General features: G+C 54.7%; 21 protein-coding genes. 9 read left to right on the forward strand and 12 right to left on the reverse strand.

Annotated features, from left to right (window positions below; all coding sequences use genetic code 11):
* Nucleotides 1–52: 52 nt before the first annotated feature.
* Complete coding sequence (locus AC6I8W_RS07130; RefSeq protein ID WP_497837546.1) at nucleotides 53–592, reverse strand: lipoprotein; 540 nt, start codon at nucleotides 590–592, stop codon at nucleotides 53–55.
* Between the two features lie 98 nt (nucleotides 593–690).
* Here AC6I8W_RS07130 and AC6I8W_RS07135 point away from each other — a divergent pair, with 98 nt between their 5' ends.
* Complete coding sequence (locus tag AC6I8W_RS07135; protein WP_497837547.1) at nucleotides 691–1,527, forward strand: N-acetylmuramoyl-L-alanine amidase; 837 nt, start codon at nucleotides 691–693, stop codon at nucleotides 1,525–1,527.
* Nucleotides 1,528–1,537: 10 nt separating this feature from the next.
* Here the strand turns inward: AC6I8W_RS07135 and ltaE are convergent, their stop codons facing one another.
* The 3 genes from ltaE to AC6I8W_RS07150 form a co-directional block, all read right to left on the reverse strand.
* Nucleotides 1,538–2,542: a low-specificity L-threonine aldolase gene (gene ltaE, locus AC6I8W_RS07140; RefSeq protein WP_497837548.1), complete on the reverse strand. Its 1,005-nt coding sequence runs from the start codon at nucleotides 2,540–2,542 to the stop codon at nucleotides 1,538–1,540.
* A gap of 70 nt (nucleotides 2,543–2,612) precedes the next feature.
* Entirely contained in the window at nucleotides 2,613–4,334 is a 1,722-nt protein-coding gene (poxB, locus tag AC6I8W_RS07145) for a ubiquinone-dependent pyruvate dehydrogenase (RefSeq protein ID WP_497837549.1), read from the reverse strand.
* 93 nt (nucleotides 4,335–4,427) lie between these two features.
* Nucleotides 4,428–5,327, reverse strand: a complete 900-nt coding sequence (locus AC6I8W_RS07150; RefSeq protein WP_497838127.1) for a LysO family transporter — start codon at nucleotides 5,325–5,327, stop codon at nucleotides 4,428–4,430.
* Nucleotides 5,328–5,463: 136 nt separating this feature from the next.
* Between AC6I8W_RS07150 and AC6I8W_RS07155 the strand changes: the two genes are divergently transcribed.
* Nucleotides 5,464–7,104 carry a DUF2813 domain-containing protein gene (locus AC6I8W_RS07155; RefSeq protein ID WP_497837550.1) on the forward strand — a complete coding sequence of 547 codons (1,641 nt, stop codon included), beginning with the start codon at nucleotides 5,464–5,466 and terminating at the stop codon, nucleotides 7,102–7,104.
* A 114-nt stretch (nucleotides 7,105–7,218) separates the two neighbouring features.
* Here AC6I8W_RS07155 and cspD read toward each other — a convergent pair whose 3' ends face one another.
* Complete coding sequence (cspD, locus tag AC6I8W_RS07160; RefSeq protein ID WP_497837551.1) at nucleotides 7,219–7,440, reverse strand: cold shock-like protein CspD; 222 nt, start codon at nucleotides 7,438–7,440, stop codon at nucleotides 7,219–7,221.
* Nucleotides 7,441–7,763: 323 nt separating this feature from the next.
* On the opposite strand from cspD, the gene clpS reads away from it, so the two are divergent.
* Nucleotides 7,764–8,084 (forward strand): ATP-dependent Clp protease adapter ClpS, encoded by a 321-nt coding sequence (gene clpS, locus AC6I8W_RS07165; protein WP_041525752.1) that lies wholly within the window; start codon nucleotides 7,764–7,766, stop codon nucleotides 8,082–8,084.
* 55 nt (nucleotides 8,085–8,139) lie between these two features.
* Complete coding sequence (gene clpA / locus AC6I8W_RS07170) at nucleotides 8,140–10,416, forward strand: ATP-dependent Clp protease ATP-binding subunit ClpA (RefSeq protein WP_497837552.1); 2,277 nt, start codon at nucleotides 8,140–8,142, stop codon at nucleotides 10,414–10,416.
* A 232-nt stretch (nucleotides 10,417–10,648) separates the two neighbouring features.
* Here clpA and AC6I8W_RS07175 read toward each other — a convergent pair whose 3' ends face one another.
* The 7 genes from AC6I8W_RS07175 to trxB form a co-directional block, all read right to left on the reverse strand.
* On the reverse strand, nucleotides 10,649–10,804 hold the full coding sequence (locus AC6I8W_RS07175) for a hypothetical protein (protein WP_497837553.1): 156 nt from the start codon (nucleotides 10,802–10,804) through the stop codon (nucleotides 10,649–10,651).
* A 56-nt stretch (nucleotides 10,805–10,860) separates the two neighbouring features.
* Entirely contained in the window at nucleotides 10,861–11,418 is a 558-nt protein-coding gene (locus tag AC6I8W_RS07180) for a hypothetical protein (protein WP_497837554.1), read from the reverse strand.
* Between the two features lie 236 nt (nucleotides 11,419–11,654).
* Entirely contained in the window at nucleotides 11,655–11,873 is a 219-nt protein-coding gene (infA, locus tag AC6I8W_RS07185; RefSeq protein ID WP_002211347.1) for a translation initiation factor IF-1, read from the reverse strand.
* Between the two features lie 345 nt (nucleotides 11,874–12,218).
* Nucleotides 12,219–12,911 carry a leucyl/phenylalanyl-tRNA--protein transferase gene (gene aat, locus AC6I8W_RS07190; protein WP_480369941.1) on the reverse strand — a complete coding sequence of 231 codons (693 nt, stop codon included), beginning with the start codon at nucleotides 12,909–12,911 and terminating at the stop codon, nucleotides 12,219–12,221.
* A 33-nt stretch (nucleotides 12,912–12,944) separates the two neighbouring features.
* The gene (gene cydC / locus AC6I8W_RS07195; protein WP_497837555.1) at nucleotides 12,945–14,675 is read right to left on the reverse strand and encodes a heme ABC transporter ATP-binding protein/permease CydC; all 1,731 of its coding nucleotides are present in this window, start codon (nucleotides 14,673–14,675) and stop codon (nucleotides 12,945–12,947) included.
* Nucleotides 14,675–16,444, reverse strand: coding sequence for a heme ABC transporter permease/ATP-binding protein CydD (cydD, locus tag AC6I8W_RS07200; protein ID WP_497837556.1), 1,770 nt, complete (start codon nucleotides 16,442–16,444; stop codon nucleotides 14,675–14,677). Before cydD ends, cydC begins: the two co-directional genes overlap by 1 nt.
* Nucleotides 16,445–16,589: 145 nt before the next feature.
* Nucleotides 16,590–17,555, reverse strand: a complete 966-nt coding sequence (trxB, locus tag AC6I8W_RS07205; protein ID WP_497837557.1) for a thioredoxin-disulfide reductase — start codon at nucleotides 17,553–17,555, stop codon at nucleotides 16,590–16,592.
* A gap of 524 nt (nucleotides 17,556–18,079) precedes the next feature.
* On the opposite strand from trxB, the gene lrp reads away from it, so the two are divergent.
* The 5 genes from lrp to serS all read left to right on the forward strand — a co-directional run bounded on the left by lrp (nucleotide 18,080) and on the right by serS (nucleotide 25,582).
* Nucleotides 18,080–18,574, forward strand: a complete 495-nt coding sequence (lrp, locus tag AC6I8W_RS07210) for a leucine-responsive transcriptional regulator Lrp (protein WP_006118610.1) — start codon at nucleotides 18,080–18,082, stop codon at nucleotides 18,572–18,574.
* A gap of 119 nt (nucleotides 18,575–18,693) precedes the next feature.
* Nucleotides 18,694–22,053 carry a DNA translocase FtsK 4TM domain-containing protein gene (locus AC6I8W_RS07215; protein WP_497837558.1) on the forward strand — a complete coding sequence of 1,120 codons (3,360 nt, stop codon included), beginning with the start codon at nucleotides 18,694–18,696 and terminating at the stop codon, nucleotides 22,051–22,053.
* 174 nt (nucleotides 22,054–22,227) lie between these two features.
* Nucleotides 22,228–22,839, forward strand: coding sequence for an outer membrane lipoprotein periplasmic chaperone LolA (lolA, locus tag AC6I8W_RS07220; protein ID WP_497837559.1), 612 nt, complete (start codon nucleotides 22,228–22,230; stop codon nucleotides 22,837–22,839).
* A 7-nt stretch (nucleotides 22,840–22,846) separates the two neighbouring features.
* Entirely contained in the window at nucleotides 22,847–24,196 is a 1,350-nt protein-coding gene (locus AC6I8W_RS07225) for a replication-associated recombination protein A (protein WP_497837560.1), read from the forward strand.
* A 93-nt stretch (nucleotides 24,197–24,289) separates the two neighbouring features.
* Nucleotides 24,290–25,582 (forward strand): serine--tRNA ligase, encoded by a 1,293-nt coding sequence (gene serS, locus AC6I8W_RS07230; protein WP_497837561.1) that lies wholly within the window; start codon nucleotides 24,290–24,292, stop codon nucleotides 25,580–25,582.
* Nucleotides 25,583–25,886 lie beyond the last annotated feature (304 nt).

Consider the following 25,886-nt stretch of genomic DNA (forward strand, 5'->3'; position numbering starts at 1 on the left):
ATGCGCGATAAATCGCGCCGCTACAGTCAAGGCGTGATTTATCACCCACGTGTTATGGACGCTCCTCCAGCAATTGGCTAAGGGAAGCCCCGCCCGGATGCGGCCAGTCACCGACGTAGCGCACATCATCCACCGCCCAACAGCTGCCTTCGTGGATCATCAGCACTTCGTCCTGCCACTTTTTATCACCGCGCGTCAGATCCACACGTAGCGGAATATTGCGGGCATCGCGGTTGGGAATGGTGGAGGCGCTGGCAACCTCGGCGGAGGCGGGGCCTTGCGCCAGGCTGGAGAACAGATCGCCACTGCGCCAGTCGGCTGGTTTATTACTCAACCCATTGGCCTGTAACAGCTTCTGATATAGCCGGTCGCTGAGATAAGGACGGTATTTCGCCAGCGTTGCATTGTCCGGCAAACCCTGGGTCGGTTGACTGACGCGTAAATCGTAGAATTGCTGCGCCACGCTATCCGGGCCACCGTCGACACAGGCCGCCATGCGTGGGCCATTATCCTTAATCACCGGCTCAACGGTAGTACAGGCGCTGAGCAGCAAAACAGCGGGAACCACTAGCGCAAAAGCATTGTTTCTCATCTCGATTTCCTTATTGTTCACTGGCAAAGCGGCATAATTAGCATAGAGTATAGCGTTGGTTTAGGGCGTGAAGCGCGATAACGGACGAGGAGAAAGGGATGTTGATGAGTCTGGTACGCGGCGGGATGCTGCTGGCGATGTTAATCCTGAGCGGTTGTCAGTCTGCGATTGAGGCTCGCCCCGGCTATTGGGTCGATACCTCACACCCGGCGCAGGGCGCGCGACCCCGCATAAAAGTGGTGGTGATCCACTACACCGCCGAGGATTTCTCGTCGTCGCTGGCGACGCTCACCGACCGTGAAGTTAGTGCACACTACCTGATTCCGGCGCAACCCGCACAACGCAACGGGCAGGGGGTGATCTGGCAATTGGTGCCAGAAAGTGAGCTGGCCTGGCACGCCGGGCCGAGTTTCTGGCGCGGTGCGACGCGTATCAACGATACCTCGATAGGCATTGAACTGGTGAATAGCGGCTATCAACGCACCCTGGTCGGTTTACGCTGGCAGCCGTATAGTCCGGCACAAATTGCAGCGCTGGAGGCGTTAGTGAAAGACATCACCCGGCGCTACGGCATCTCCGCGGAAAATGTGGTAGGGCACAGCGATATCGCGCCGCAGCGGAAACAGGATCCAGGACCGTTGTTTCCGTGGCAGCAGCTGGCGCAACAGGGACTTGGAGCCTGGCCAGAGACAATCACGGTGCAGCGTTATCTTGGCGATCAGGCCGCTGATGCACCTGTTGATCAGCAGCAACTGCTGGATGCATTACAACGCTATGGTTATGACGTGACGGCCGCCACCACGCCTGCGATGCAGCGTAAGGTGATTGCGGCGTTTCAGATGCATTTCAGGCCACGGAATTACCGTGGCCTGGCCGATGCCGAGACGCTGGCGATTGCCCGCGCGCTGTTGGCGAAATACGGTGCGGCGCAGTAATTCCCGCGCGTTACGCCTGTTGCAGGAATGCCTGCCAGTGTGCAACCAGTTGGGCGAGGTCGTCGCGGCTGACATCCAGATGGGTGACGATGCGCGTCACCGGCCCAACGCTAATCAACACGTCACGCGCCTTCAGCCATGCTTTTAATCCCTCAACCTGCGGCAGTGGAACCTGCACAAACAACATATTGGTCTGCTGGCTGACCACCGTTACACCCAACGCTTGCAACTGCTCACCAAGCCAGGCGGCGTTGTCGTGATCGTCCTGCAAACGTGCCACATTATGTTGCAGCGCATACAAACCTGCTGCCGCCAGAATCCCGGCCTGACGCATACCGCCGCCGGTCATTTTGCGCCAGCGGCGCGCGCGTTCGATATACGCGGCATCGCCACACAGCAGCGATCCCACCGGCGTGCCCAACCCTTTGGAGAGGCAGATGGTTAGGGTGTCGCAGTAACGGGCAATGCCTTCCAGCGAGGTCTTTTGCGCCACCACCGCATTGAAGATACGTGCGCCATCAATATGCAATGCCAACTGATGTTCACGGGTGAATTGCCACGCTTGCTCAAGATAAGCGAGTGGCAGCACTTTACCGTGATGGGTGTTTTCCAGGCTAAGCAGACGGGTACGGGCAAAGTGGATATCGTCCGGCTTAATGGCGGCGGCGACATCGGCCAGCGGCAGCGTACCGTCTTCGGCCGCCAGAATCGGCTGCGGCTGAATGCTGCCCAGTACTGCGGCCCCACCGGCTTCATATTTGTAGTTATGTGCCTGCTGTCCGACGATGTACTCTTCGCCGCGCTGGCAGTGGCTCAGCAGTGCCACCAGGTTCGCTTGTGTACCGGTGGGGAAAAATAACGCTGCTTCTTTACCGCTCAGACGTGCGGCTTCGGCTTCCAGCGCATTGACGGTGGGATCGTCACGGTAAACATCATCGCCGGTTTCGGCAGCCATCATGGCATCGAGCATGGCGGAACTCGGGCGGGTTACGGTATCACTGCGTAAATCGATCACGTCGCTCTCCTGAAAGAAAAAGCGGGCTAAGCGCCCGCATACAATTTTTGATTGGTCTGCTGGAACCGTTTTACCTTAGCCAGTTGGTTTTCGCCAGTTCCACGACCTCATCACCGCGACCATTCAGAATCGCCCGCAGCATATACAGACTGAAGCCCTTCGCCTGCTCCAGTTTAATTTGTGGCGGGATGGCCAGTTCCTCTTTGGCGGTGATGACATCCAACAGTACCGGGCCATCATGCGCAAAGGCCTGTTCCAGCGCGCTATCCAGCGCCGAGGCTTTCTCTACCCGAATCCCTTTGATGCCGCAGGCGGTGGCGATGGCGGCGAAATCCGGGTTTTCCAGTTCGGTGCCATCGGTGAGGTAACCTCCGGCTTTCATCTCCATCGCCACAAATCCCAGCACGCTGTTATTGAAGATCACCAGCTTCACCGGCAGCTTAAGTTGTGCCACGGAAATAAAATCCCCCATCAGCATGCTAAAGCCGCCATCACCACACAGCGCCACCACCTGGCGGTCACGGTTGATCGCCTGTGCACCTAATGCCTGCGGCATGGCGTTAGCCATCGAACCGTGATTAAACGAACCGAGCAGACGCCGCTTGCCGTTCATTTTCAGGTAACGCGCGGCCCACACCGTCGGGGTGCCGACATCGCAGGTGAAGATGGCATCTTCAGCCGCGAAGTGGCTGATTTGCTGCGCCAGATACTGTGGATGAATAGCCTGTTTATCATTGGCGGTTGCCAACTCGTCCAGTCCTTTGCGCGCCTCGGCATAGTGTTCCAGTGCGTGATCGAGGTGCTGACGATCGCTTTTGCTGGTGAGCTGCGGCTGCAACGCCAGCAGAGTAGCTTTGATATCACCCACCAACGCCATATCCACGTGGCTATGCGCGCCCAGGCTGGTGGGATTGATATCGATCTGAATGATGTTGGCTTCTGCCGGGTAGAAGGGACGGTAGGGGAATTGCGTGCCGAGCAGCACCAGGGTGTCGGCATTCATCATGGACTGAAAACCTGACGAGAAGCCAATCAAGCCGGTCATCCCCACGTCATAAGGGTTGTCGTACTCAATATGTTCTTTGCCGCGCATGGCGTGCACCACCGGGGCTTTGAGCGTTTCCGCCAGCCTGACGACTTCCGCATGTGCTCCGGCGCAGCCGCTACCGCACATCAGGGTGATATTTTTCGCGCCATTCAGCGTTAAGGCCAGCCGGGCGATTTCACTGGCTGACGGCACCACCTGCGGCAATTGCGGCGGATACCAGTCCGCGCGTGCGCCTTCCGGTGCCGCTTTCAGCGCCACATCACCGGGTAACACCACCACCGAAACGCCACGGTTGAGGATAGCTTTGCGCATTGCAATCCCCAGTACCTGCGGCAACTGCTCCGGGTTGGACACCAGTTCGCAATAGTGGCTGCATTCGCGGAACAACTCCTGGGGATGAGTTTCCTGGAAATAGCCGCTGCCGATTTCACTGGAGGGGATATGCGCGGCGATCGCCAGCACCGGTACATGATTGCGGTGGCAGTCAAACAGGCCGTTAATCAGGTGAAGGTTGCCCGGCCCGCAGGAACCGGCGCATACCGCCAGTTGCCCGGTGATCTGTGCTTCGGCACCGGCGGCAAAGGCAGCGACTTCCTCGTGTCGGGTCGGCATCCACTGGATGGTGCCCATGCGGTTAAGGCTGTCGTTTAGCCCATTCAGGGAATCGCCGGTCACGCCCCAGATGCGTTTCACACCGGCGTTTTCCAGCGTTTTTGCCAGCAGCGCTGCAACAGTTTGCTTCATCAAACACTCCTTTCCGGGAAAATGAGGTCAGTCAGAAGCGTAGACGATGTGCAGGGTGCGCAGCCGTGAAAAAATGCGCTGCGCACGATTCCGTCAGGCGGAGAACAGGGCGATCAGAATCGGGGCCAGCAGGCTCATGATAAATCCATGCACAATCGCGGCCGGGACAATCTCCATCCCGCCTGCGCGCTGCAAAATGGGTAAGGTGAAATCCATTGAGGTGGCACCGCTCAGCCCCAACGCGGTGCAACGATGACGCGTGACCAGCAGCGGGATGAGCATGATGGCGAATAATTCGCGCAGCAGATCATTGAAAAATGCCGCGCTGCCCATCACCGGGCCGAATGCTTCGGTCATCAGAATGCCAGAGAGCGAATACCAGCCGAAACCGCTCGCCAGCGCCAGCCCGGTTTTCACCGGCAGACCGAGCAATGTGGCGGCCAGTGCGCCGCCACACAACGCGCTGACCAACGACACTGCGGCCACCAGCAAGCCACGGCGATTAAGGATGATTTGCCGCAGCGTCATGCCGCTGCCGCGCAGTTGAATACCCACCAGGAACAGCATCAGAATCAATGCGTACTCGCTGGCGGTACTGGCATGACGCAACGGTGTGGCATGGGTTAACCCCAGCAGAAATCCTGCGGCGACGGTGGCACACAATTTCACTGAATCCAGCGCCATATGCCAACGTGAGGGCAGAGTCTGTGGGCGATGGTTATGCTGCCACGGATAACGTTTTTCCAGCAACCACAGCGCACCCAGCGAGCAGGTGAGGATACACAACATGCTGATCAATGCGGTATGGAAGATAGTCAGCAGATTGCTGCCAAGATTGTCGAGAAATGCCAGGCTGATACCCATAAAAAACAGGATCAGGTAAACAATGTAGCCGAGCGAACGATTGGCGAACTTGAGCAGGCGTGGGTTTTGTCGTGGTAGCAGCCAGCCAAGCATCAGCGGCAGCAGAATAATGATCAATCCGGTATACATCATGTGATTCGTCCCTGAAAAAAGAGGCGTCACGCTAACCAAAAACATCTGAAGTGTAAACCTTTTCCCGGCAGCATAGCTTGACCAACGCCACAAGGGGGACCATGCTCAGGCAAAGAACAGGATGGACGCTGCGATGATTCTGGAACATATCGATATTCATGGTTTTCGCGGGATCAACCGACTCGCCTTGTCGTTGACCGCCACCAATTTGTTGATTGGCGAAAATGCCTGGGGGAAGTCGAGTCTGCTGGATGCATTGACGCTGTTGCTGGCTCCAGCCACGGAATCCTATCTCTTCACCGAACATGACTTCCACTTCCCCCCTGGCGATGTTGAGGCCCGTACGCACCAGTTGCAACTGGTGTTTCGCTTTCGGGCTGAGAGCCACGATGATGAACCGGTGCTGGCGCCGTTCTGGCAGCGAGACGGCGGCGGTCGTTACCTCAGCTTCAGTGCACGCGGTAAGCGCCAGGAGCATCAGGTAAAAACCACGCATCGCTTTATTGATATGCGTGGTGATGTGTTACCGCTGGAGGGTACGGCGCAAGCGCTGGCCCATCTCCGTACCTTCTACCCGGTGTTGCGTGTGCGCGATGCCCGCTTTAGCCGTCGATCGCGTCAGGGTGAGAACGATCCCGCGCAGCGTGCCAGTACCCTGACTGAGCTGGCGCTGGAAGTCGATAAACTCACGCGTGATCTGGTGTCGCGACCACAGATGCTTAGTGATGAACTGTTGCGCCAGGGTTTGCATACCATGCAGCAACTGCTGGAGCATTATTTTCTGGTCCAGCAGCCGGGGGGCAGTGTGGCGCGGGTGGCACCGGAAGTGCGTGACGGCGGCGAAGGGTGGCGTTCACTCGATAAGCTCAATCATCTGATCGCCGGGACCGAATCGCGCAGCCGCCAGGTGATTCTGCTGCGGATGTTCTCCTTGCTGATTCAGGCGCACGGTAACGCCGCGTTGCCGGTGGGCGCGCGTCCGATGTTGTTGGTTGAGGATCCGGAAACACGGCTGCATCCGATTATGCTGGCGGTGGCGTGGAACCTGCTGGAACTGATGCCGGTGCAAAAAATCGCCACCACCAACTCGGGGGAATTGTTGTCGCAAGTGCCGCTGGAGAGTGTTTGTCGTCTGGTGCGCGAACCGACACGCGTCGCGGCCTGGCGCATCGGTCCGGAGGGGCTGAGCGCCGAGGAGAGTCGTCGGATTGGTTTCCACATTCGCGTCAATCGTCCGTCGGCCCTGTTTGCGCGTTGCTGGTTGCTGGTGGAGGGGGAGACGGAGGTGTGGATCATCAATGAACTGGCCCGCCAGCGTGGCTACCACTTTGCGGCGGAAGGGGTGAAGGTAATTGAATTTGCCCAGTCCGGCCTGAAACCGTTGTTGAAATTTGCCCGCCGTATGGGGATCGCCTGGCATGTGCTGACCGATGGCGACGATGCCGGGAAAAAATATGCGGCGACCACCCGCAGTCAGCTGGAGGCTCATGAACATGACGCCGATCACCTGACGATGCTACCGGCGCTGGATATCGAGAACTTCTTTTATAAGCAGGGATTTAGTGACGTTTATCACCAGACAGCGCACCTGCCGTTAAACGTGCCCATGAACGCCCGGCGTATTATTACCAAAGCGGTACATCACAGCTCAAAACCGGAGCTGGCGATTGCGGTAGCCCTGGCGGCTGCCGAGCGTGGACCGGAGTCAATCCCACCATTGCTTGATACGTTGTTTTCGCGGGTAATGTGGTTGGCGCGGGGTAAGGCTGATTGATTTCACTGTAAAATCTCGTCGCAGTAGGACGTAAAATTCTCAAAAGAAAAATGCCAGCGTCACTGGCTGGCATTTTTTTTCGGGAGTGGTCAGAATGGAGGAAGTGGCGCAGTTTTATACCGGCACCGCTGTCTCCACTGGCACAATCAGGCTGGCATGATTGCCTTTTGGCCCTTCATGGACATCAAACTGAACCTGCTGGCCGGCTTTCAGCGTTCTGTATCCCTCCATCTGGATCGTGGAGTAGTGTGCGAAGATATCGTCGCCGCCGCCAATCGGACAGATAAAGCCGAAGCCTTTGGCGTTGTTGAACCATTTAACAGTACCCGTCTCCATGCTTTTACTTCCCTCGCAAGACATTTTGATAAGTAGGTGAGGTCATTGAAGCTGTGAGTCGAGCTTGTTCAAAACTCACTCAGCTTGTGTAAGTAGAATGTAGAGAAACGGTCCTTATCGTCAAGCAAACGACCCGAGCGCGCAGGGGGAAATTCATCAAAATTTGAGGCAGTTAACGCTATTGCAAATTTTGTGATACAGGTCGCGCATGTGCTTTCAGGACCATTTTTTACTGAGGGGAAAGTGGCTTGACAGGCATGTTAAACTTTAGGTGTGAGCGCAGAAATGCGCACAACCGTAACGCAGAATTTCAACGGAACATTATGGCAAACACAAACGACTGGCTTAACTTTGAACATCTGGCCGAAGACAAAGTACGCGAAGGGTTAAAGCCGCCTTCAATGTATAAAGTCATTCTGAATAATGACGATTATACACCTATGGAATTTGTTATTGACGTTCTGCAAAAGTTCTTTTCTTATGATGTTGAACGTGCAACGCAGCTGATGTTGAAAGTTCACTACCAGGGAAAGGCAATCTGTGGTGTATTTACTGCAGAAGTGGCGGAAACCAAAGTTGCCCAAGTGAACATTTACGCACGAGAAAATGAACATCCGTTGCTGTGTACGCTGGAAAAAGCCTGAAACCGTCTCCATATAGGGGAAAGGTCGTCAGAGCGATAATTGGGGGAGGTGCCTAATGCTCAATCAAGAACTGGAACTCAGTTTAAACATGGCTTTCGCCAGAGCGCGTGAGCACCGTCATGAGTTTATGACCGTCGAGCATCTGTTGCTGGCTCTGCTCAGCAACCCGTCGGCCAGAGAGGCACTGGAAGCCTGTACGGTGGATATCGTGGCTCTGCGACAGGAACTCGAAGCCTTCATCGAACAAACCACACCGGTGTTGCCCGCCAGTGAAGAGGAGCGCGATACCCAACCGACGCTCAGCTTCCAGCGTGTGCTGCAACGTGCGGTTTTCCATGTCCAGTCATCCGGGCGCAGTGAAGTATCTGGCGCCAATGTGCTGGTCGCCATTTTCAGTGAGCAGGAGTCGCAAGCGGCTTATCTGCTACGTAAACACGAAGTGAGCCGCCTCGATGTGGTGAACTTTATCTCCCACGGTACGCGTAAAGACGAGCCTGGCCAGGCGCAGAATGCGGAAAATCCGGTAAACGAAGAGCAAGCAGGCGGGGAGGAACGTATGGAAAACTTCACCACCAATCTTAATCAGCTTGCTCGAGTCGGTGGGATAGATCCGCTGATCGGCCGCGAGAAAGAGCTGGAACGTGCTGTTCAGGTATTGTGCCGTCGCCGTAAAAACAATCCACTGTTGGTGGGTGAGTCCGGTGTTGGTAAAACCGCGATTGCGGAAGGCCTTGCCTGGCGAATTGTGCAGGGTGACGTGCCGGAAGTGATGAAAGATTGCACCATCTACTCGCTGGACATTGGTTCGTTGCTGGCGGGCACCAAGTATCGTGGTGACTTTGAAAAACGTTTCAAAGCGCTGCTGAAGCAGCTGGAGCAGGACAACAGCAGCATTCTGTTCATCGATGAAATCCACACCATCATTGGTGCGGGTGCCGCATCGGGTGGGCAGGTGGATGCAGCAAACCTGATCAAGCCGTTGCTTTCCAGCGGTAAAATTCGTGTGATGGGTTCAACCACCTATCAGGAATTCAGTAACATTTTTGAGAAAGATCGAGCGTTGGCGCGTCGTTTCCAGAAAATCGACATCACTGAACCGTCGGTTGAAGAAACGGTGCAGATCCTCAATGGCCTGAAACCGAAATACGAAGCGCACCACGATGTTCGCTACACCGCCAAAGCGGTACGTGCGGCGGTGGAGCTGGCGGTGAAATACATCAACGATCGTCATCTGCCGGACAAGGCGATCGACGTGATTGATGAAGCGGGTGCGCGTGCGCGCCTGGTGCCAGCCAGCAAGCGTAAAAAAACGGTCAATGTCTCCGATATTGAGACGGTGGTTGCGCGTATAGCGCGTATCCCGGAACAAAGTGTCTCGGCGACCGATCGTGATACGCTGAAAAACCTCGGCGACCGTCTGAAAATGCTGGTATTTGGTCAGGATAATGCCATCGAGGCACTGACTGAAGCTATCAAGATGAGCCGTGCCGGTCTCGGTCAGGATCGTAAACCTGTCGGTTCCTTCCTGTTTGCCGGTCCGACCGGGGTAGGTAAAACCGAGGTGACGGTTCAGCTGGCGAAAGCGCTGGGTATCGAGTTGCTGCGTTTCGATATGTCGGAATATATGGAGCGTCATACGGTTAGCCGCCTGATTGGTGCGCCTCCGGGCTATGTCGGCTTTGACCAGGGTGGCTTGCTCACCGATGCGGTGATCAAACATCCGCACGCCGTGGTGCTGCTGGATGAAATTGAGAAAGCGCATCCGGATGTGTTCAACCTGTTGTTGCAGGTGATGGACAACGGCATGTTGACGGATAACAACGGTCGTAAAGCTGATTTCCGTAACGTGGTGCTGGTGATGACCACCAACGCTGGAGTACGTGAGACCGAGCGTAAATCGATCGGCCTGATCCAGCAGGACAACAGTACTGACGCGATGGAAGAGATCAAAAAGATCTTTACGCCGGAGTTCCGTAACCGTCTCGACAACATTATCTGGTTCCGTCACCTGTCAACTGAGGTGATTCATCAGGTAGTGGATAAATTTATTGTTGAGCTTCAGGCACAACTGGATGCGAAAGGCGTGTCGCTGGAAGTCAGCGATGATGCGCGCGACTGGCTGGCTGACAAAGGTTATGACAAAGCGATGGGCGCGCGTCCAATGGCGCGAGCCGTGCAGGAAAACCTGAAAAAACCGCTCGCCAACGAATTGCTGTTTGGTTCACTGGTGGATGGTGGATCAGTGTCCGTTGCGCTGGATAAAGAGAAAAACCAGCTGACGTACCACTTCCTGAGCGCGGAAAAACGCAAAACTGAAGGTACGGTACATTAATTAAGCGACTGTGCCTGGTCCTGATACAGGTGTGATACTTTTTCAGGTCTTAAAACCTCTGAGGCATGCTTCAGAGGTTTTTTATTTTCGGGATAAGTAGTGAGGGCGTAATCTACCCTAAGCATTAATAGCAGTTAAATGCCTGAACCAGGCGGGAATTTTGCGAGGGAACCACATGAGGGGTAGTTGACACTGAACCCACATTTCTCTGTGCAGGTTCAGTGGTTATAGGCTAGGCAGTCTTCTTTTCCTGATGTTTAGCTTTGCGCTCACCGGAGATTTCAACCGCTGATGTTCTGAACTTATCAGACATCAGAACCTTAGCGTTCGTAAGCAGTAGCGCCCTAACCTCATCACGAGACATACGTTTTTGGTTACGATTATCCATAGAGCCTCCTGTAAACAGACGTTATTATAACTCAAGTGTAAAGAGGAAGTCACCCTCTACCCGTCAACCCTGAGATTTGAGCGCAACATAATTGTTCTTTGAACATTGGTTAATGTTTCGAAGTCAGCATGCATGACATTGTCATCCGGGAGGTGGGTAAAACTAAATTTATTATAGTGTTCGATCAAATCTGGGGCCGGTTGGATAATATAAGCGCCTCTACTGTCATCGATACCGGCAAGAAGATCGGTGATAGCAATTACGGTCAGAGAGATAAGTCTGCCTTTTAGAGGATGCCCAGCCACATCTTTCACTAACGACTCAATCAGAAAGATATGCAGGTGCTTATCTTCCTGTGAATAAATTGCCAGGAAGGCACCATCAATATCGTTACTGTCCCTAAGCTTAAACGCGACAGGGAAACTTTCCTCATGCAAATAGTGCTGGAAATAGTTAATCCAATTCAGAACAGATGTGTGATTTTTAGTCAGTGATTCAAAATCATCCTCAGTGAGCCATTCAATAGATAAGTTTAATTGTGCATTATCAATGACTTTCTGAACGAAAGCGATGGTTTCACTGCATGAATGTTTAAACTCAACGGGTGTCATCATTAGTTAATAAACCCAATCATTCCCTTGAAGATATTAGCCATATGATTCTTATTAAAACAATCGTTGTCAATCGCTGCCAAGGAAAGGATGAATGGCGGGCAATAGGGCGGTTTTTGCAGAGTGAATCATGGCTAAGCGGCAGAGATGCCTTCAGGATGGGTCACAGAAATGAAAAAGGCCGGAGATGAATCCGGCCTTTTTTTCGCGTTCAGAAAACGCGTGACGTGAACAACAAATCAGCGACTACGGAAGACAATGCGGCCTTTGCTCAGGTCGTACGGGGTCAACTCGACAGTCACTTTGTCGCCCGTCAGGATGCGGATGTAGTTTTTGCGCATTTTACCGGAGATATGAGCGGTAACCACGTGCCCGTTTTCAAGCTCTACGCGGAACATGGTGTTAGGTAACGTATCCAGTACGGTACCTTGCATTTCAATATTGTCTTCTTTGGCCATCGAATCCTCTGGGTGAACTACCAAACTGTTGAACCGGCAAGATAATGCCGAATTCCATGATTTATGTAAAGAAACGTTGGTGATTTTGCCAACACTTCGCCGTGCGTCGCGCTAATGCGCGTGCATTACGGATAAATTCGGGTGTTTTTGACGTCTGCGGGGGATTAGCGGGCTAAGAATCTGTAGCAATTGGCTTCTGATGCGCAACTGAAACAGCTTCGGGAAAACAGTCACTTTCCCAGCCTGGCAATTCCGGCTCGCCACAGCGAAGCGCGGACGACATACCAAACTCGACTATTATATCACTTTCACTGTGTATTGTGTGCAAAACATCTGCGCCAGTGCTCAAAAAAGGGTTTGTGTTTGCCAGCAACCCGCTAAAACAGGCTGCCATGCCAGGGTTTGTACATACTGCAAATAATCTACGCGCGGAATTTCCACGGCACCTAATGAGGCGGTATGGGGGTTCAGGACCTGGCAGTCAATCAGTCGGCCATGATGTTGCAGAAAGTGCTGACTGAAAACCCACAACGCGGTTTTGGAGGCATTTTCCTGACGACTGAACATCGACTCGCCGCAGAAAATCTGTCCCAACGCCAGCCCATACAACCCACCGACCAGCCGCTGTTCATGCCACACCTCAACGGAATGCGCATGGCCCAGCTCATATAACCGTAGCCAGGCACGCTTTACCTCGAAGGTGATCCAGGTGCCTTCCTGACGATTGCTGGCGCAGCCTTCCAGTACCTGCGCAAAAGCCTGGTTCATGGTGACACGATACGGAGAATGACGGTGAAAACGCGCCATGCTGCGGCTGAGATGGAACGATTCCGGCAACATCACGGCACGCGGATCAGGCGACCACCAGAGAATCGGGTCGCCGGGTGAAAACCACGGAAAAATACCGCGCTGGTACGCATTCATCAGGCGGGCAGGGGAGAGATCACCCCCCATCGCCAGCAAGCCATTTGGCTCGCGTAGCGCCATTTCCGGAGGCGGGAAATGCAGCGAATCGCGTGACAGTTGAACCAATCTCATTGCGTTAATCACCCTTACGGCAGTTCGCTAAGACTATAGCGCAAACCGTTGATGGAAACGCCAGTAGCGTCCTGCTTTTGAGATTAATTCGTCATGCGAACCGGATTCAATAATTTGTCCCTGATCCATCACGCAAATACGATCCATATGCGCCAGACCGCTAAGACGATGCGTAACCATAATCAGGGTTTTTCCCTGACTTACGTGCTGTAACAGCGCCAGAATTTGCTGCTCGGTGGTGGCATCTAATCCCTCTGTCGGTTCATCCAGCAACCACAGGTCGCCGTCATGCAGCAACGCGCGTGCAATCGCCAGACGACGCAGTTCGCCGCCGGAAAGAGGGCGACCGCCTTCACCCATCCAGGCATTCAGCCCTTCGCTGTGATCTGCCAAATGACCGAGGCCCACCTGATGCAAGGCATCGGTTAGCTGTACATCGCTCGCCGTCGGGGCCGCCAGCAACAGATTGTCACGCAGGGTTTGACTGAACAGATGCACCCGTTGCGTTACCACGCTAATACGCTGACGCAGCGAGGCTTCATCCCAGCTGGCGAGCGCCAGACCGTTCAGGGTAATGCTGCCCTGTTGCGCTTCCCAGCCACGGGTAATCAGTGCCAGCAGGCTGGATTTGCCACAGCCGGTTGGCCCGAGCAACGCCAGATGTTCGCCCGGCTGCAAATGCAGGGAAAAATGATTTAACACCGCTTCCGGTCGCTGTGGATAGCTGAAGTGAATATTTTCCAGCGCCAGGCTGATGCCGGGTGAGGTGTTGACCTTATTGGTCGGGAAGCGGATTGCCGGAGGCTGATCGATAATCTCCTGCACGCGCTGAGCGGCGCTGGTGACCTGTGCCAGCGGTAGAAATGCACCGGCGACCGGGGCCAATGCCTCAAATGCCGCCAGCCCGCAGAACACGAACAACGCAATCAGCGCACCAGGTGCGCTATCGCCACCGACCCCTGCCGCTGCAACCCACAACAGCAGCGTGACCGTCACACCGGTGATCAGCAGCAACAGACTTTGCGCCAGTGCCTGTAAACGGTGTTGTTTACGTTGTGCCCGCTGCCAGTCTGCTTCTTCGCGATCCAACTGCGTGCGCCAGCGTGTTGCCGCGCCATAGATTTGCAGCTCGGCCAGTCCAGTCAGCCACAACGTCAGTTGTAAACGCCAGTTGGCCTGATGGTGTGCAATCCGCCGACCCGCTGCTGCACCAGCGCGCCAAAACAGCGGTGGCATCAGCAACAGCGTCGCCAGCATGATACCGCCCAGCAGCAGCGCCAGCGGCACATCCAACCAGGATAATCCCAGCGTCACGGCGAGGATCACCATCGCCGCACCGATCAGCGGTGAAATTACGCGCAAATAGAGATGATCAAGCGTATCGACATCACTGACAAAGCGGTTTAGCAGATCGCCCTGGCGGAACTGCGCCAGTTGCTGCGGTGCCAGCGCAATTAATTTACTGAAGGTGAAGACACGTAAATGCTGTAACACGCGGAAGGTCGCATCGTGGCTGACCAGACGTTCAAAATAGCGCGCGGCAGTTCGAATAATGGCGGCACCGCGCACCCCGGCGGCCGGCAGCATATAGTTAAAACTGTATAAACCCGCCACACCTGCGACTGACGATGCGGCAAGGAACCAGCCGGAGAGAGTCAGCAGGCCGATGCTGGCCAGCAGGGTGGCGATAGCCAGTACAATCCCCAAGCCGAGACGCCACGGATGGCGTCGCCACAGACGTAAAAAAGGTATCAGGCTGTGCATCAGGCAATCTCCCTCTGACGGTGTTGCACCATCTCACGCAACGGACCTTCTTGCTGGTGCAGTTGCTGCCAGTCACCCTGTTGTACCAGTTGGCCGTTTTGCATCACCCAGATTTCATCCCAACTGGCGAGGTCGCTAAGTTGGTGCGTAATCATCAGGGTGGTCTGCTGCGTGGCGGCCTGCTTTAGCGTGCTCATCACACGTTGCTCGCTCTGGCTATCCAACCCGGAACCCGGTTCATCCAGCAGCAGCAGTTGCGCCGGTTTCAGCAACGCACGGGCAACAGCAATGCGTTGCGCCTGGCCGACGGATAAGCCGGTCGCGCCGTCGCCGAGCGGCGTATCCAGGCCCTGAGGTAAGCGCGGCAGGAATTCAGTGACGCCTGCCAGATTGAGGGCATTTTCCAGTTCAGTCTCGCTCACGATGCGCCCCATCAGCACATTCTCGCGCAGGGTGGTGGCCGGTAAGTGTGGGTTTTGACCGACCCAGGCGAGGTGCTGTTGCCAGCCTGAGCGCGTAATATCACGCAACTCGATACCGTTAATTTTCAGCGACCCCTGATAAGGCAAAAAACCGAGCAGCACATTCATCAGCGCGGTTTTACCCGCGCCGCTTTGTCCTACCAGTGCGACCCGTTTGCCGGCGGTGAGACTAAACGTCAGCGGCTGGGATAATGACTCCCCTTTGGCCGTCATCACCACCAGGTCCAGGGCTTGCAGGTGCAGTGGCGCGGAGAACGTAAAAGGTTCGCCTGACTCGCCAGTTTGCCCCTCCGGGCTTTCCTGCAGAAAACGGTCCAGGGCATCAGCGCCGCCGACCGCCTGAGCTTTGGCATGGTAAAAAGTGCCTAAATCGCGCAGCGGTTGAAAGAATTCGGGGGCGAGAATTAAGGCAAGGAAACCGGCGAACAGCGTGACGCCGCTGTGATAATGACCAAAATTCAGCTCGCCAAGATAGGAGAAGCCGAAATACACCGCGACCACGGCAATTGCCAGGGAAGCAAAGAATTCAAGCACCGCTGAAGAGAGGAAGGCAAGTCGCAGCACTTCCATGGTGCGTTGACGAAAGTCGGTGGTGCTGCGGGTGATGGCCTGTTGTTCCGCATTAGCGCGATCAAACAGGCGCAGCGTTTCGCGGCCACGCAGGCGATCGTAGAAATCCCCGCTCAGACGTGCCAGTGCGAGGAAATTGCGACGATTGGCATCGGCCGCGCCCATTCCGACCATCGCCATAAACACCGGAATCAACGGCGCAGTGACTAACAAAATCAGGCCTGCTGCCCAGTTTATCGGGAAGATCGCCACCAAAATGGCGCAGGGAATAAATACCGCCAGCGACATCTGTGGCAGATAGCGCGCGTAATATTCCTGCATCTCCTCAATCTGCTCCAGCAGAAGGGTGGCCCAGCTACCCGCGGGCTTGCCCTGAATCCATGCCGGACCCAACGTATTCAGGCGATCGAGTACCTGCTGGCGTAATGCGCGACGGATCGCCATCCCGGCACGCTGTCCCGCCATCTCGCGGCCATAATTCAGCGCAGCACGCAGCACAAAGCACAGCAGCAGCAGGGCAAACTGGCTCCACAGTTCGGTGCGAGGTTGGTGAGTGATGATCAGAGCCTGGAGTAGTGTGGCAATCAGCCAGGCTTGGGCAATAATCACCAGCGCGCTGGCAAAACCCAATAGAGAAACCAGGCGCAAACTGCGTGCGCCGTGATGACGTTGCTGGCGGAGCCAGCGGATAAGTTCCTGTTGCCGCGATTTGTTCATACGAAGCCGTTCAATGACTCAGAAGAGAAGCCGTTGCGGGGTAAAAACCCCAGCAACGTCAGGCGCATGAACTGTAGCACGCAGGTAATAAAAAAGGCGACCAAAACAGGTCGCCTTCAGCAAATATGATCAGGTTATTAACAAGTTACTTATCGTTCTTAACCAAACCATCCAGGTAACGTTCGGCATCCAGCGCCGCCATACAACCGGTGCCTGCCGAAGTGATTGCCTGACGATAGATATGGTCCATCACATCACCCGCCGCAAACACGCCCGGGATGCTGGTCTGCGTCGCGTTGCCGTGCAGACCGGACTGAACTTTGATGTAACCATTTTCCAGTGCCAGCTGACCGTCAAAGATGGCGGTGTTGGGGCTGTGGCCGATAGCCACGAACAGACCGGCAACGTCCAGCGATTTGGCAGCCTCACCTTTAGTCGAGAGCAGCTTCAGGCCAGTGACGCCCATCTGGTCACCCACCACCTCGTCCAGCGTACGGTCGGTATGCAACACGATATTGCCGTTGCGTACCTTTTCCATCAGGCGGTCGATAAGGATTTTCTCTGCGCGGAAGCTGTCGCGACGGTGAATCAGGTGTACCTCAGCGGCGATATTCGCCAGATACAGCGCTTCTTCCACAGCAGTGTTGCCACCACCGATGACCGCGACCTTCTGATTACGATAGAAAAAGCCATCACAGGTGGCGCAGGCAGACACACCTTTGCCTTTGAACGCTTCTTCTGACGGCAGGCCGAGATAGCGAGCAGACGCTCCGGTCGCGATGATCAGCGCATCTGCGGTGTATTCGCCGCTGTCACCCGTCAGGCGGAACGGACGGTTCTGCAAATCGACGGTGTGAATATGGTCGAAAATGATTTCGGTATTAAATTTTTCGGCATGCTCGTGCATGCGCTCCATCAGCGATGGACCTGTCAGATCGTGTGGGTCGCCTGGCCAGTTCTCCACTTCGGTGGTGGTAGTGAGCTGACCGCCTTTTTCCAGGCCAGTAATCAATACCGGATTCAGGTTAGCGCGTGCGGCATAGACTGCTGCGGTGTAACCGGCAGGGCCGGAGCCCAGAATGAGCAGCTTGCTGTGTTTGGCCGTACTCATGTGTACCTCAGTTTTTTGTCTGACAACATAGCCAGCGATTGTAGGGAAAATAGCGCCGCAAAAAAAGTCTTCAGCAATTTTGTTAACAATCGCTGCAAGCGGCGTAGACGATGAGAACACTTTCTGCACGCGGATTGCGCCAAAAGGGGGCAATGCTCGGTAATTAGTGGTGCAGTTGTATAAAAAATCTCATTAGAAAACAGGAACCCAGCACTCTATCTGGCATCTTGTACTGAATTTGGATGTTTTACTTTGACAATCGCCTGCGCATTTGCGAAAACATTGTGAGAAGCAAAGAAGATTTAGCGATACAAAACAGAATTTCATACCTGTTTTGGTTTGTTTCGCCAGATTTAAACAGTCTGACATTGGTAGTGACGCATGATGTGGACAGACAACATGCGTCATACGGATGGTCGCATTACTGCACAGGCTTATCGTCTTCACTTCGAGTTAAGGCCCTGAACAATGAATGTTTTCAGGGTGAGGCAGGTTAAGGGAAGGAATTAAGAGAGACAATAATAATGGTAGACAATAAGAAGCGCCCCGGAAAAGATCTGGACCGTATCGACAGAAACATTCTGAATGAATTGCAGAAAGACGGTCGTATTTCCAATGTCGAGCTTTCGAAACGTGTTGGACTATCGCCAACGCCGTGTCTTGAGCGTGTTCGTCGGCTGGAACGTCAGGGTTTCATTCTTGGCTATACCGCACAGCTCAACCCGCACTATCTCGACGCCTCGTTGCTGGTATTTGTTGAGATTACTCTGAATCGTGGTGCGCCAGATGTGTTTGAGCAATTTAACGCCGCCGTGCAAAAACTTGAGGAAACTCAAGAGTGTCACCTCGTTTCCGGTGACTTTGACTATCTGCTGAAAACCCGTGTGCCGGATATGTCAGCCTATCGCAAACTGCTGGGTGAAACCTTGCTGCGCCTGCCGGGCGTAAACGACACCCGCACCTATGTGGTAATGGAAGAGGTCAAACAGAGCAATCGGCTGGTGATCAAAACTCGTTAATGCAGGGCAGGTGCAAAACTTGCAGGATTTCGGTACACTCCTGTGAATTCATACAGGACCAGCGTCGGGCTAGCCCGGCGCTGTTGCCTTCTTAATTTACAGGCACCTGGAGAGTTCTCTTGAGCCAGGAATATACAGAAGACAAAGACGTTTCATTACAACCGCTGAGCAGCGGACGTCGGCTGCTTGAAGCGTTGCTTATCCTTGTGGCCTTGTTTGCCATCTATCTGATGGTTTCGTTGGTCAGTTTTAACCCTTCCGATCCCAGTTGGTCGCAAACGGCGTGGCACGAGCCTATCCATAATTTGGGTGGCAGCGTGGGCGCATGGCTGGCCGACACCTTGCTGTTTATCTTCGGCGTGATGGCCTACGCCATTCCTCCGGTCATTCTTGGTTTGTGTTGGATCACCTTCCGCCAGCGCGATCGCCACGACTACATCGATTACTTTGCCGTGGGGCTACGCCTGATTGGCGTGTTGGCACTGGTGGTAACCACCTGTGGTCTGGCAGCGCTTAACGCAGACGACATCTGGTATTTCGCCTCCGGCGGCGTGATCGGTAGCCTGATCAGCAACGCAATGTCACCCTGGTTCAGCTCCGCAGGTGGCACTTTAACACTGCTGTGTGTCTGGGCGGCAGGGATCACCCTCTACACTGGCTGGTCATGGTTGACGATTGCCGAAAGAATCGGTGGTGTGGTGATGGGGGTGCTGACCTTTGCCAGCAATCGCTCGCGTCAGGATGAACCCTGGCAGGAAGAGGATGAATATGAGGACGAGCACCAGCAGGCAGATGAGGCCGTGCCTCCGCTGCGTGCTGCAACGTCTGATGACGATGATGTGCTGCTGACCAAACCGCGCAGAGTCGATGATGACGCGGACGACCTCTTGCTGGCGCAAGCCAGTGCTGCGACGGCTGCTGCCATTACGATGAGCAGCGAAGCGGCCCGTCAGGAACCGGTAGCCGTACAACCGACAGTGGCCGCCCCCGTTGTCCCTGCTGCTGCGCAGCCGGTAGTGCAGCCGGTCCAGCCTACGGCGGTTGTCCCGCCAGCACCTGCAACGCCAGTGGTTACCGAAACACCGCCATCACCGCCGTTATACCGTTTTGAAGTCCCCGCTGAGACGTCATCGTTTGCCCCGGTTGACGAAGATGATGGTCCGAGAATGGGCAACTGGCAGGATGCGGCCCAGGCTCCGTCTGCGCTGAATACCACCGCCAGTGTGGCGCTGGCCACCGGAGCGGTAAAAGCAGCGGCATCCAGCGCGCCTTATACACCGGCATTCGATGTGGTGCCGGAGCGTGATTACAACCCTCAGGTTAAACAAGGTATTGGCCCGGAACTGCCGCGTCCGAATCCGGTGAAACTGCCTACGCGTCGTGAGCTGGCCTCTTATGGCATCAAACTACCGTCACAGCGGATGGCAGAAGAGAAAGCGAAAGAGTCAGAGCAGCATGACGCACCGGCGTTGGATCCCCTCGCGACCGAGGATGCTGCCACGTTGCAGGAAGCGCAATTGCGTGACGCCTTCCAGTCGCAACAACAACAGCGTTATGGCGATAGCTGGCATACCGAAGCAGAAGACGAAGACGCGTTGCAGCAGGCGCAGCTGGCTCGCCAGTTTGCGGATCAGCAGCAACAACGTTACCAGGCAGGAAGAGAAGCTGAACCTGATGAGGGTCCGGTATTTAATCTCGACACGTCATCAGCCTTTGATTTCTCCCCAATGAAAGATTTGGTGGATGACAGTCCGAGCGAGCCGTTGTTTACCATTGCGGCAACGCCGGAACCTGAAGTCTCTGCGCCTGCGCAATGGCAACAGCCAGTTACGCCGCAGCCAGAACCAGAGACGGTGCCGTCCTTTGATGAGCAGAGCAGCCCGTGGTCGGCCGCTGAAGAGGAGCCGGTTGAGGAAGCGAAACCAGAAAAATCGGTGCACGATAGCTTGTTCCATCCATTCCTGGTGCGCCATGAACAGCCACTGGAGCGGCCCTCTACGCCGCTGCCAACGCTGGACCTGCTGACGCCGCCACCGGCGGAAGAGGAGCCGGTGGATATGTTTGCGCTGGAGCAAACGGCGCGTCTGGTGGAAGCACGCCTTGCTGATTACCGTGTGAAGGCCGAAGTGGTGGGAATTTCACCCGGGCCGGTGATCACCCGCTTTGAACTGGATCTTGCACCTGGCGTCAAAGCCGCGCGTATCTCCAACCTGTCTCGTGACCTGGCCCGTTCACTTTCGGCGGTTGCAGTGCGCGTGGTGGAGGTGATTCCGGGCAAACCTTATGTTGGTCTGGAGTTGCCGAACAAACATCGACAGACGGTTTATCTGCGTGAAGTGCTGGATTGCGCTAAATTCCGCGACAATCCTTCTCCGTTGGCAGTGGTGCTGGGTAAAGATATTGCCGGTCAGCCGGTGGTGGCAGACCTGGCAAAAATGCCGCATTTACTGGTGGCGGGTACCACCGGCTCGGGGAAATCGGTTGGCGTGAACGCCATGATCATCAGCATGTTGTATAAAGCTACCCCGGAAGAAGTGCGCTTTATCATGATCGACCCGAAAATGCTGGAGCTTTCGGTCTATGAAGGTATTCCGCATCTGCTGACGGAAGTGGTAACTGACATGAAAGATGCGGCCAATGCGTTGCGCTGGAGTGTGGGCGAGATGGAACGTCGCTATAAGCTGATGTCAGCGCTTGGCGTGCGTAACCTCGCGGGTTACAACGAAAAAGTGCAACAGGCTGAGGCGATGGGGCGTCCGATCCCCGATCCGTTCTGGAAACCGGGTGACAGCATGGATACCACGCCGCCGGTGCTGGAAAAACTGCCTTATATCGTGGTGATGGTCGATGAATTTGCTGACCTGATGATGGCGGTGGGCAAGAAAGTGGAAGAGTTGATTGCCCGCCTGGCGCAGAAAGCGCGTGCGGCAGGTATCCACCTGGTGCTGGCGACTCAGCGTCCTTCAGTGGATGTCATTACCGGTTTAATCAAAGCTAACATCCCGACACGTATCGCCTTTACCGTATCGAGTAAAATCGACTCGCGTACCATTCTCGATCAGGGCGGCGCGGAATCGCTGCTCGGTATGGGTGACATGTTGTATATGCCACCAAACTCATCGATGCCGGTGCGTGTACACGGCGCATTTGTCCTTGATCAGGAAGTCCATGCCGTGGTGCAGGACTGGAAAGCGCGTGGTCGTCCGCAATATATTGATAGCATCACTGCGGGTGAAGAGAGTGAAAGTGGCGCTGGCGGTATGGACGGTGATGAAGAGCTGGATCCGCTGTTCGATCAGGCGGTGGCCTTTGTGGTGGATAAGCGTCGTGCATCGATTTCCGGTGTACAACGTCAGTTCCGTATCGGTTATAACCGCGCTGCACGCATCATTGAACAGATGGAAGCGCAGGGCATTGTGTCCGAACCCGGACATAACGGTAACCGTGAAGTGCTGTCGCCGCCGCCGCATGAGATGTAACTGATTATCCTCAAACAGTTAATTTGGGCCAGTATTTACTGGCCCATTGTTTATCTGGCAGTCGATCCCCATATCAACGGGAGCTTTCGGCTTTTTCTCCTGTCGAAGAGACAGTGCGGCAACTACGTTTAATGCAGTAAGTGTCGGGAAACAATGAATAAGGAATCGAATCAGATGAAATTACGCGTTATTGCCTGCGGTCTGCTGGCCTCTTTTCTTTCTGCTTCCGTGCTGGCTGATGCGTCCAGCGATTTGCAGCAGCGTCTGAACAAAGTGAACAGCTTCCATGCCAGTTTCAGCCAGAAAGTGACCGATGGCAGCGGAGCCAACGTGCAGGATGGCGAAGGTGAGCTATGGGTGAAACGTCCCAGCCTGTTTAACTGGCACATGACTGCACCGGACGAAAGCATAATCATTTCCGATGGTAAAACGCTGTGGTTCTACAATCCGTTTGTCGAGCAGGTCAGCGCCAGTTGGGTGAAAAACGCCACCAGCAATACCCCGTTCATGCTGATTGCGCGGAACCAGCCAGGTGACTGGAAGCAATACAACATCAAACAGCAGGGCGATAATTTTGAGCTGACGCCGAAAAGTAGCGACGGTAATCTCAAGCAATTCACCATCACCGTCACGCCGTCTGGCACTATCAACCAATTCAGTGCGATTGAGCAGGATGGGCAGCGCAGCAGCTATCAACTGAAAAGCCAGACCAATGGTGCCATTAGCCCGGATAAATTCACCTTTACGCCGCCGAAAGGGGTAACGGTAGACGATCAACGTCAGTGAGGTCACGGTGAGTAACCTTTCCCTGGATTTTTCCTCCAGCAATGAGTTTCAGCCACTGGCCGCGCGTATGCGGCCAGTGACGCTGGCGCAATACATCGGCCAGCAACATCTGCTGGCAGCCGGTAAACCTTTGCCACGCGCGATCGAGGCAGGGCATCTGCATTCGATGATTCTGTGGGGGCCGCCAGGGACAGGGAAAACCACCCTGGCCGAGATTATCGCGCATTACGGCAAAGCTGATGTTGAGCGCATCTCAGCTGTGACGTCCGGCGTGAAAGAGATTCGGGAAGCGATTGAACGCGCCAGGCAAAATCGTCAGGTTGGCCGTCGCACCATCTTGTTTGTTGATGAGGTGCATCGCTTCAATAAAAGCCAGCAGGATGCGTTTTTACCGCATATCGAAGATGGCACCATCACCTTTATTGGTGCCACCACGGAAAATCCTTCGTTCGAATTGAATTCTGCGCTGTTGTCGCGTGCGCGCGTCTACCTGTTGAAATCATTAACCACAGCCGATATTGAGCAGGTTTTACAGCAGGCGATGCAGGACAACGCGCGGGGTTATGGTAACAGTGACATTCTGTTGCCTGACAACACCCGCCGCATGATTGCCGAGCTGGTGAACGGCGACGCGCGTCGCGCGCTGAATACGCTGGAAATGATGGCGGATATGGCGGAAACCAATGCCACCGGCCAGCGTGAGTTGACGCCGCAGTTACTGAATGAGGTTTCCGGCGAACGGGCAGCGCGCTTTGATAACAAGGGCGATCGCTTCTACGATCTGATTTCAGCCTTGCATAAATCGGTCAGGGGGTCCGCGCCGGATGCTGCGCTTTACTGGTATGCACGTATTATCACCGCAGGTGGCGATCCGCTGTATGTGGCGCGTCGCTTACTGGCGATTGCCTCCGAAGACGTTGGCAATGCCGATCCGCGTGGTATGCAGGTGGCGATTGCCGCCTGGGACTGCTTTACCCGCGTAGGACCAGCCGAAGGTGAACGCGCCATCGCGCAGGCAATTGTCTATCTCGCCAGTGCGCCGAAAAGTAATGCGGTTTATACCGCCTTCAAGGCAGCAATGCGTGATGCACGCGAGTTCCCGGATTATGACGTCCCTGAGCATCTGCGTAACGCGCCGACCAAACTGATGAAAGAGATGGGGTTGGGCAAGGAGTATCGCTACGCCCATGACGAGCCGAATGCGTTTGCCGCAGGCGAGGTCTACTTCCCACCGGAAATGGCACAAACACGCTACTATCACCCTACCAACCGTGGTCTTGAAGGGAAAATTGGCGAAAAACTCGCCTGGCTGGCTGAACAGGATCAAAATAGCCCGATAAAACGCTACCGCTCCTAAAGGCGTTACGGTAAGGTTAACCAGGAATTCAATGCATTCCAGAGGGATGCATCACTTCATTCGTTCAATCAACCTTAATTACACAGGATAAGCATGCTCGATCCCAATCTGCTGCGTAACGAGCCAGACGCAGTCGCAGAAAAACTGGCACGCCGGGGATTTAAACTGGATGTGGAAACGCTGCGCTCCCATGAAGAGCGTCGTAAAGTATTGCAGGTAGAAACGGAAAATCTGCAGGCTGAGCGTAACTCCCGATCCAAATCCATCGGTCAGGCCAAAGCACGTGGGGAAGATATCGAGCCGCTGCGTCTGGAAGTGAACGCGCTGGGCGAACGCCTGGATGCCGCGAAAGCAGAACTGGATGCCCTGCAAAACGAAATCCGTGATTTTGCCCTGGCCCTGCCTAACTTGCCGGCAGACGAAGTGCCGCTGGGTAAAGATGATACGGAAAACCTCGAAGTTGCTCGCTGGGGTGAACCACGTCAGTTCGATTTTGAGGTGAAAGATCACGTCTCATTGGGTGAGCAGGCGAAAGGTTTAGATTTCGCGTCGGCGGTTAAACTGACCGGCTCACGCTTTGTAGTGATGCAGGGGCAAATTGCCCGCCTGCATCGCGCCCTGAGCCAGTTCATGATCGATCTGCATACAGAGCAACACGGTTATCTTGAGACCTATGTGCCTTATCTGGTCAACCATGAGACGCTGTATGGTACTGGTCAGCTGCCGAAGTTTGGTGAAGACCTGTTCCACACCAAACCGCTGGATGAAGAAGCGGGCAGCAGCAACTATGCGCTGATCCCAACCGCCGAAGTGCCGCTGACTAACCTGGTGCGTGATGAGATCGTTGAAGAAGAGAACCTGCCGCTCAAATTGACCGCACACACGCCGTGCTTCCGTTCGGAAGCAGGTTCCTACGGTCGTGATACGCGTGGTTTGATCCGCATGCATCAGTTCGACAAAGTTGAGATGGTGCAGATTGTCGCGCCAGAAACCTCCATGCAGGCGCTGGAAGAGCTGGTTGGTCATGCCGAGAAGGTGCTGCAACTGCTCAACCTGCCGTACCGTAAAGTGTTGCTGTGCACCGGTGATATGGGCTTTGGTTCCACCAAAACCTATGATCTTGAAGTCTGGTTACCGGCGCAAAACACCTACCGTGAAATCTCCTCATGTTCCAACATGTGGGATTTCCAGGCTCGTCGTATGCAGGCGCGTTGCCGCAGCAAGACGGAGAAAAAGCCTCGCCTGGTACACACATTAAATGGTTCTGGTTTGGCGGTGGGCCGCACGTTGGTTGCCGTGCTGGAAAACTACCAGCAGGCCGATGGTCGTATTGAAGTGCCTGAAGTTCTGCGTCCGTATATGGGCGGTATTGAATTTATTGGTTAATCTTCAGCTGCTTTTAAAAAACCCGGCAACGCCGGGTTTTTTATTTCCCAAATAAAAACTGATTTAATCTCTAGCCGGAATTAATCAGAAATAAACGTTATCGATGCCAGACGGCCCCGATCGCCTAAAAATCCGCAAATTCATAGAGATAGCGAGGCGGTTAAGAAAGTTCTTTCGTACTCTAACTAACTGAAGATAAAAAAATTAAATTGGTTAGCAGCAAAAAATGCGGCGCTGTTTTTTTGCACATTGACTTTAAAATAGCAACTGGCAAACTGCGCGCAATTCTCTCTATTCCTTTGGT

It is taken from the genome of Pantoea sp. X-Soil-TKNS-1211 (genome assembly GCF_059730495.1).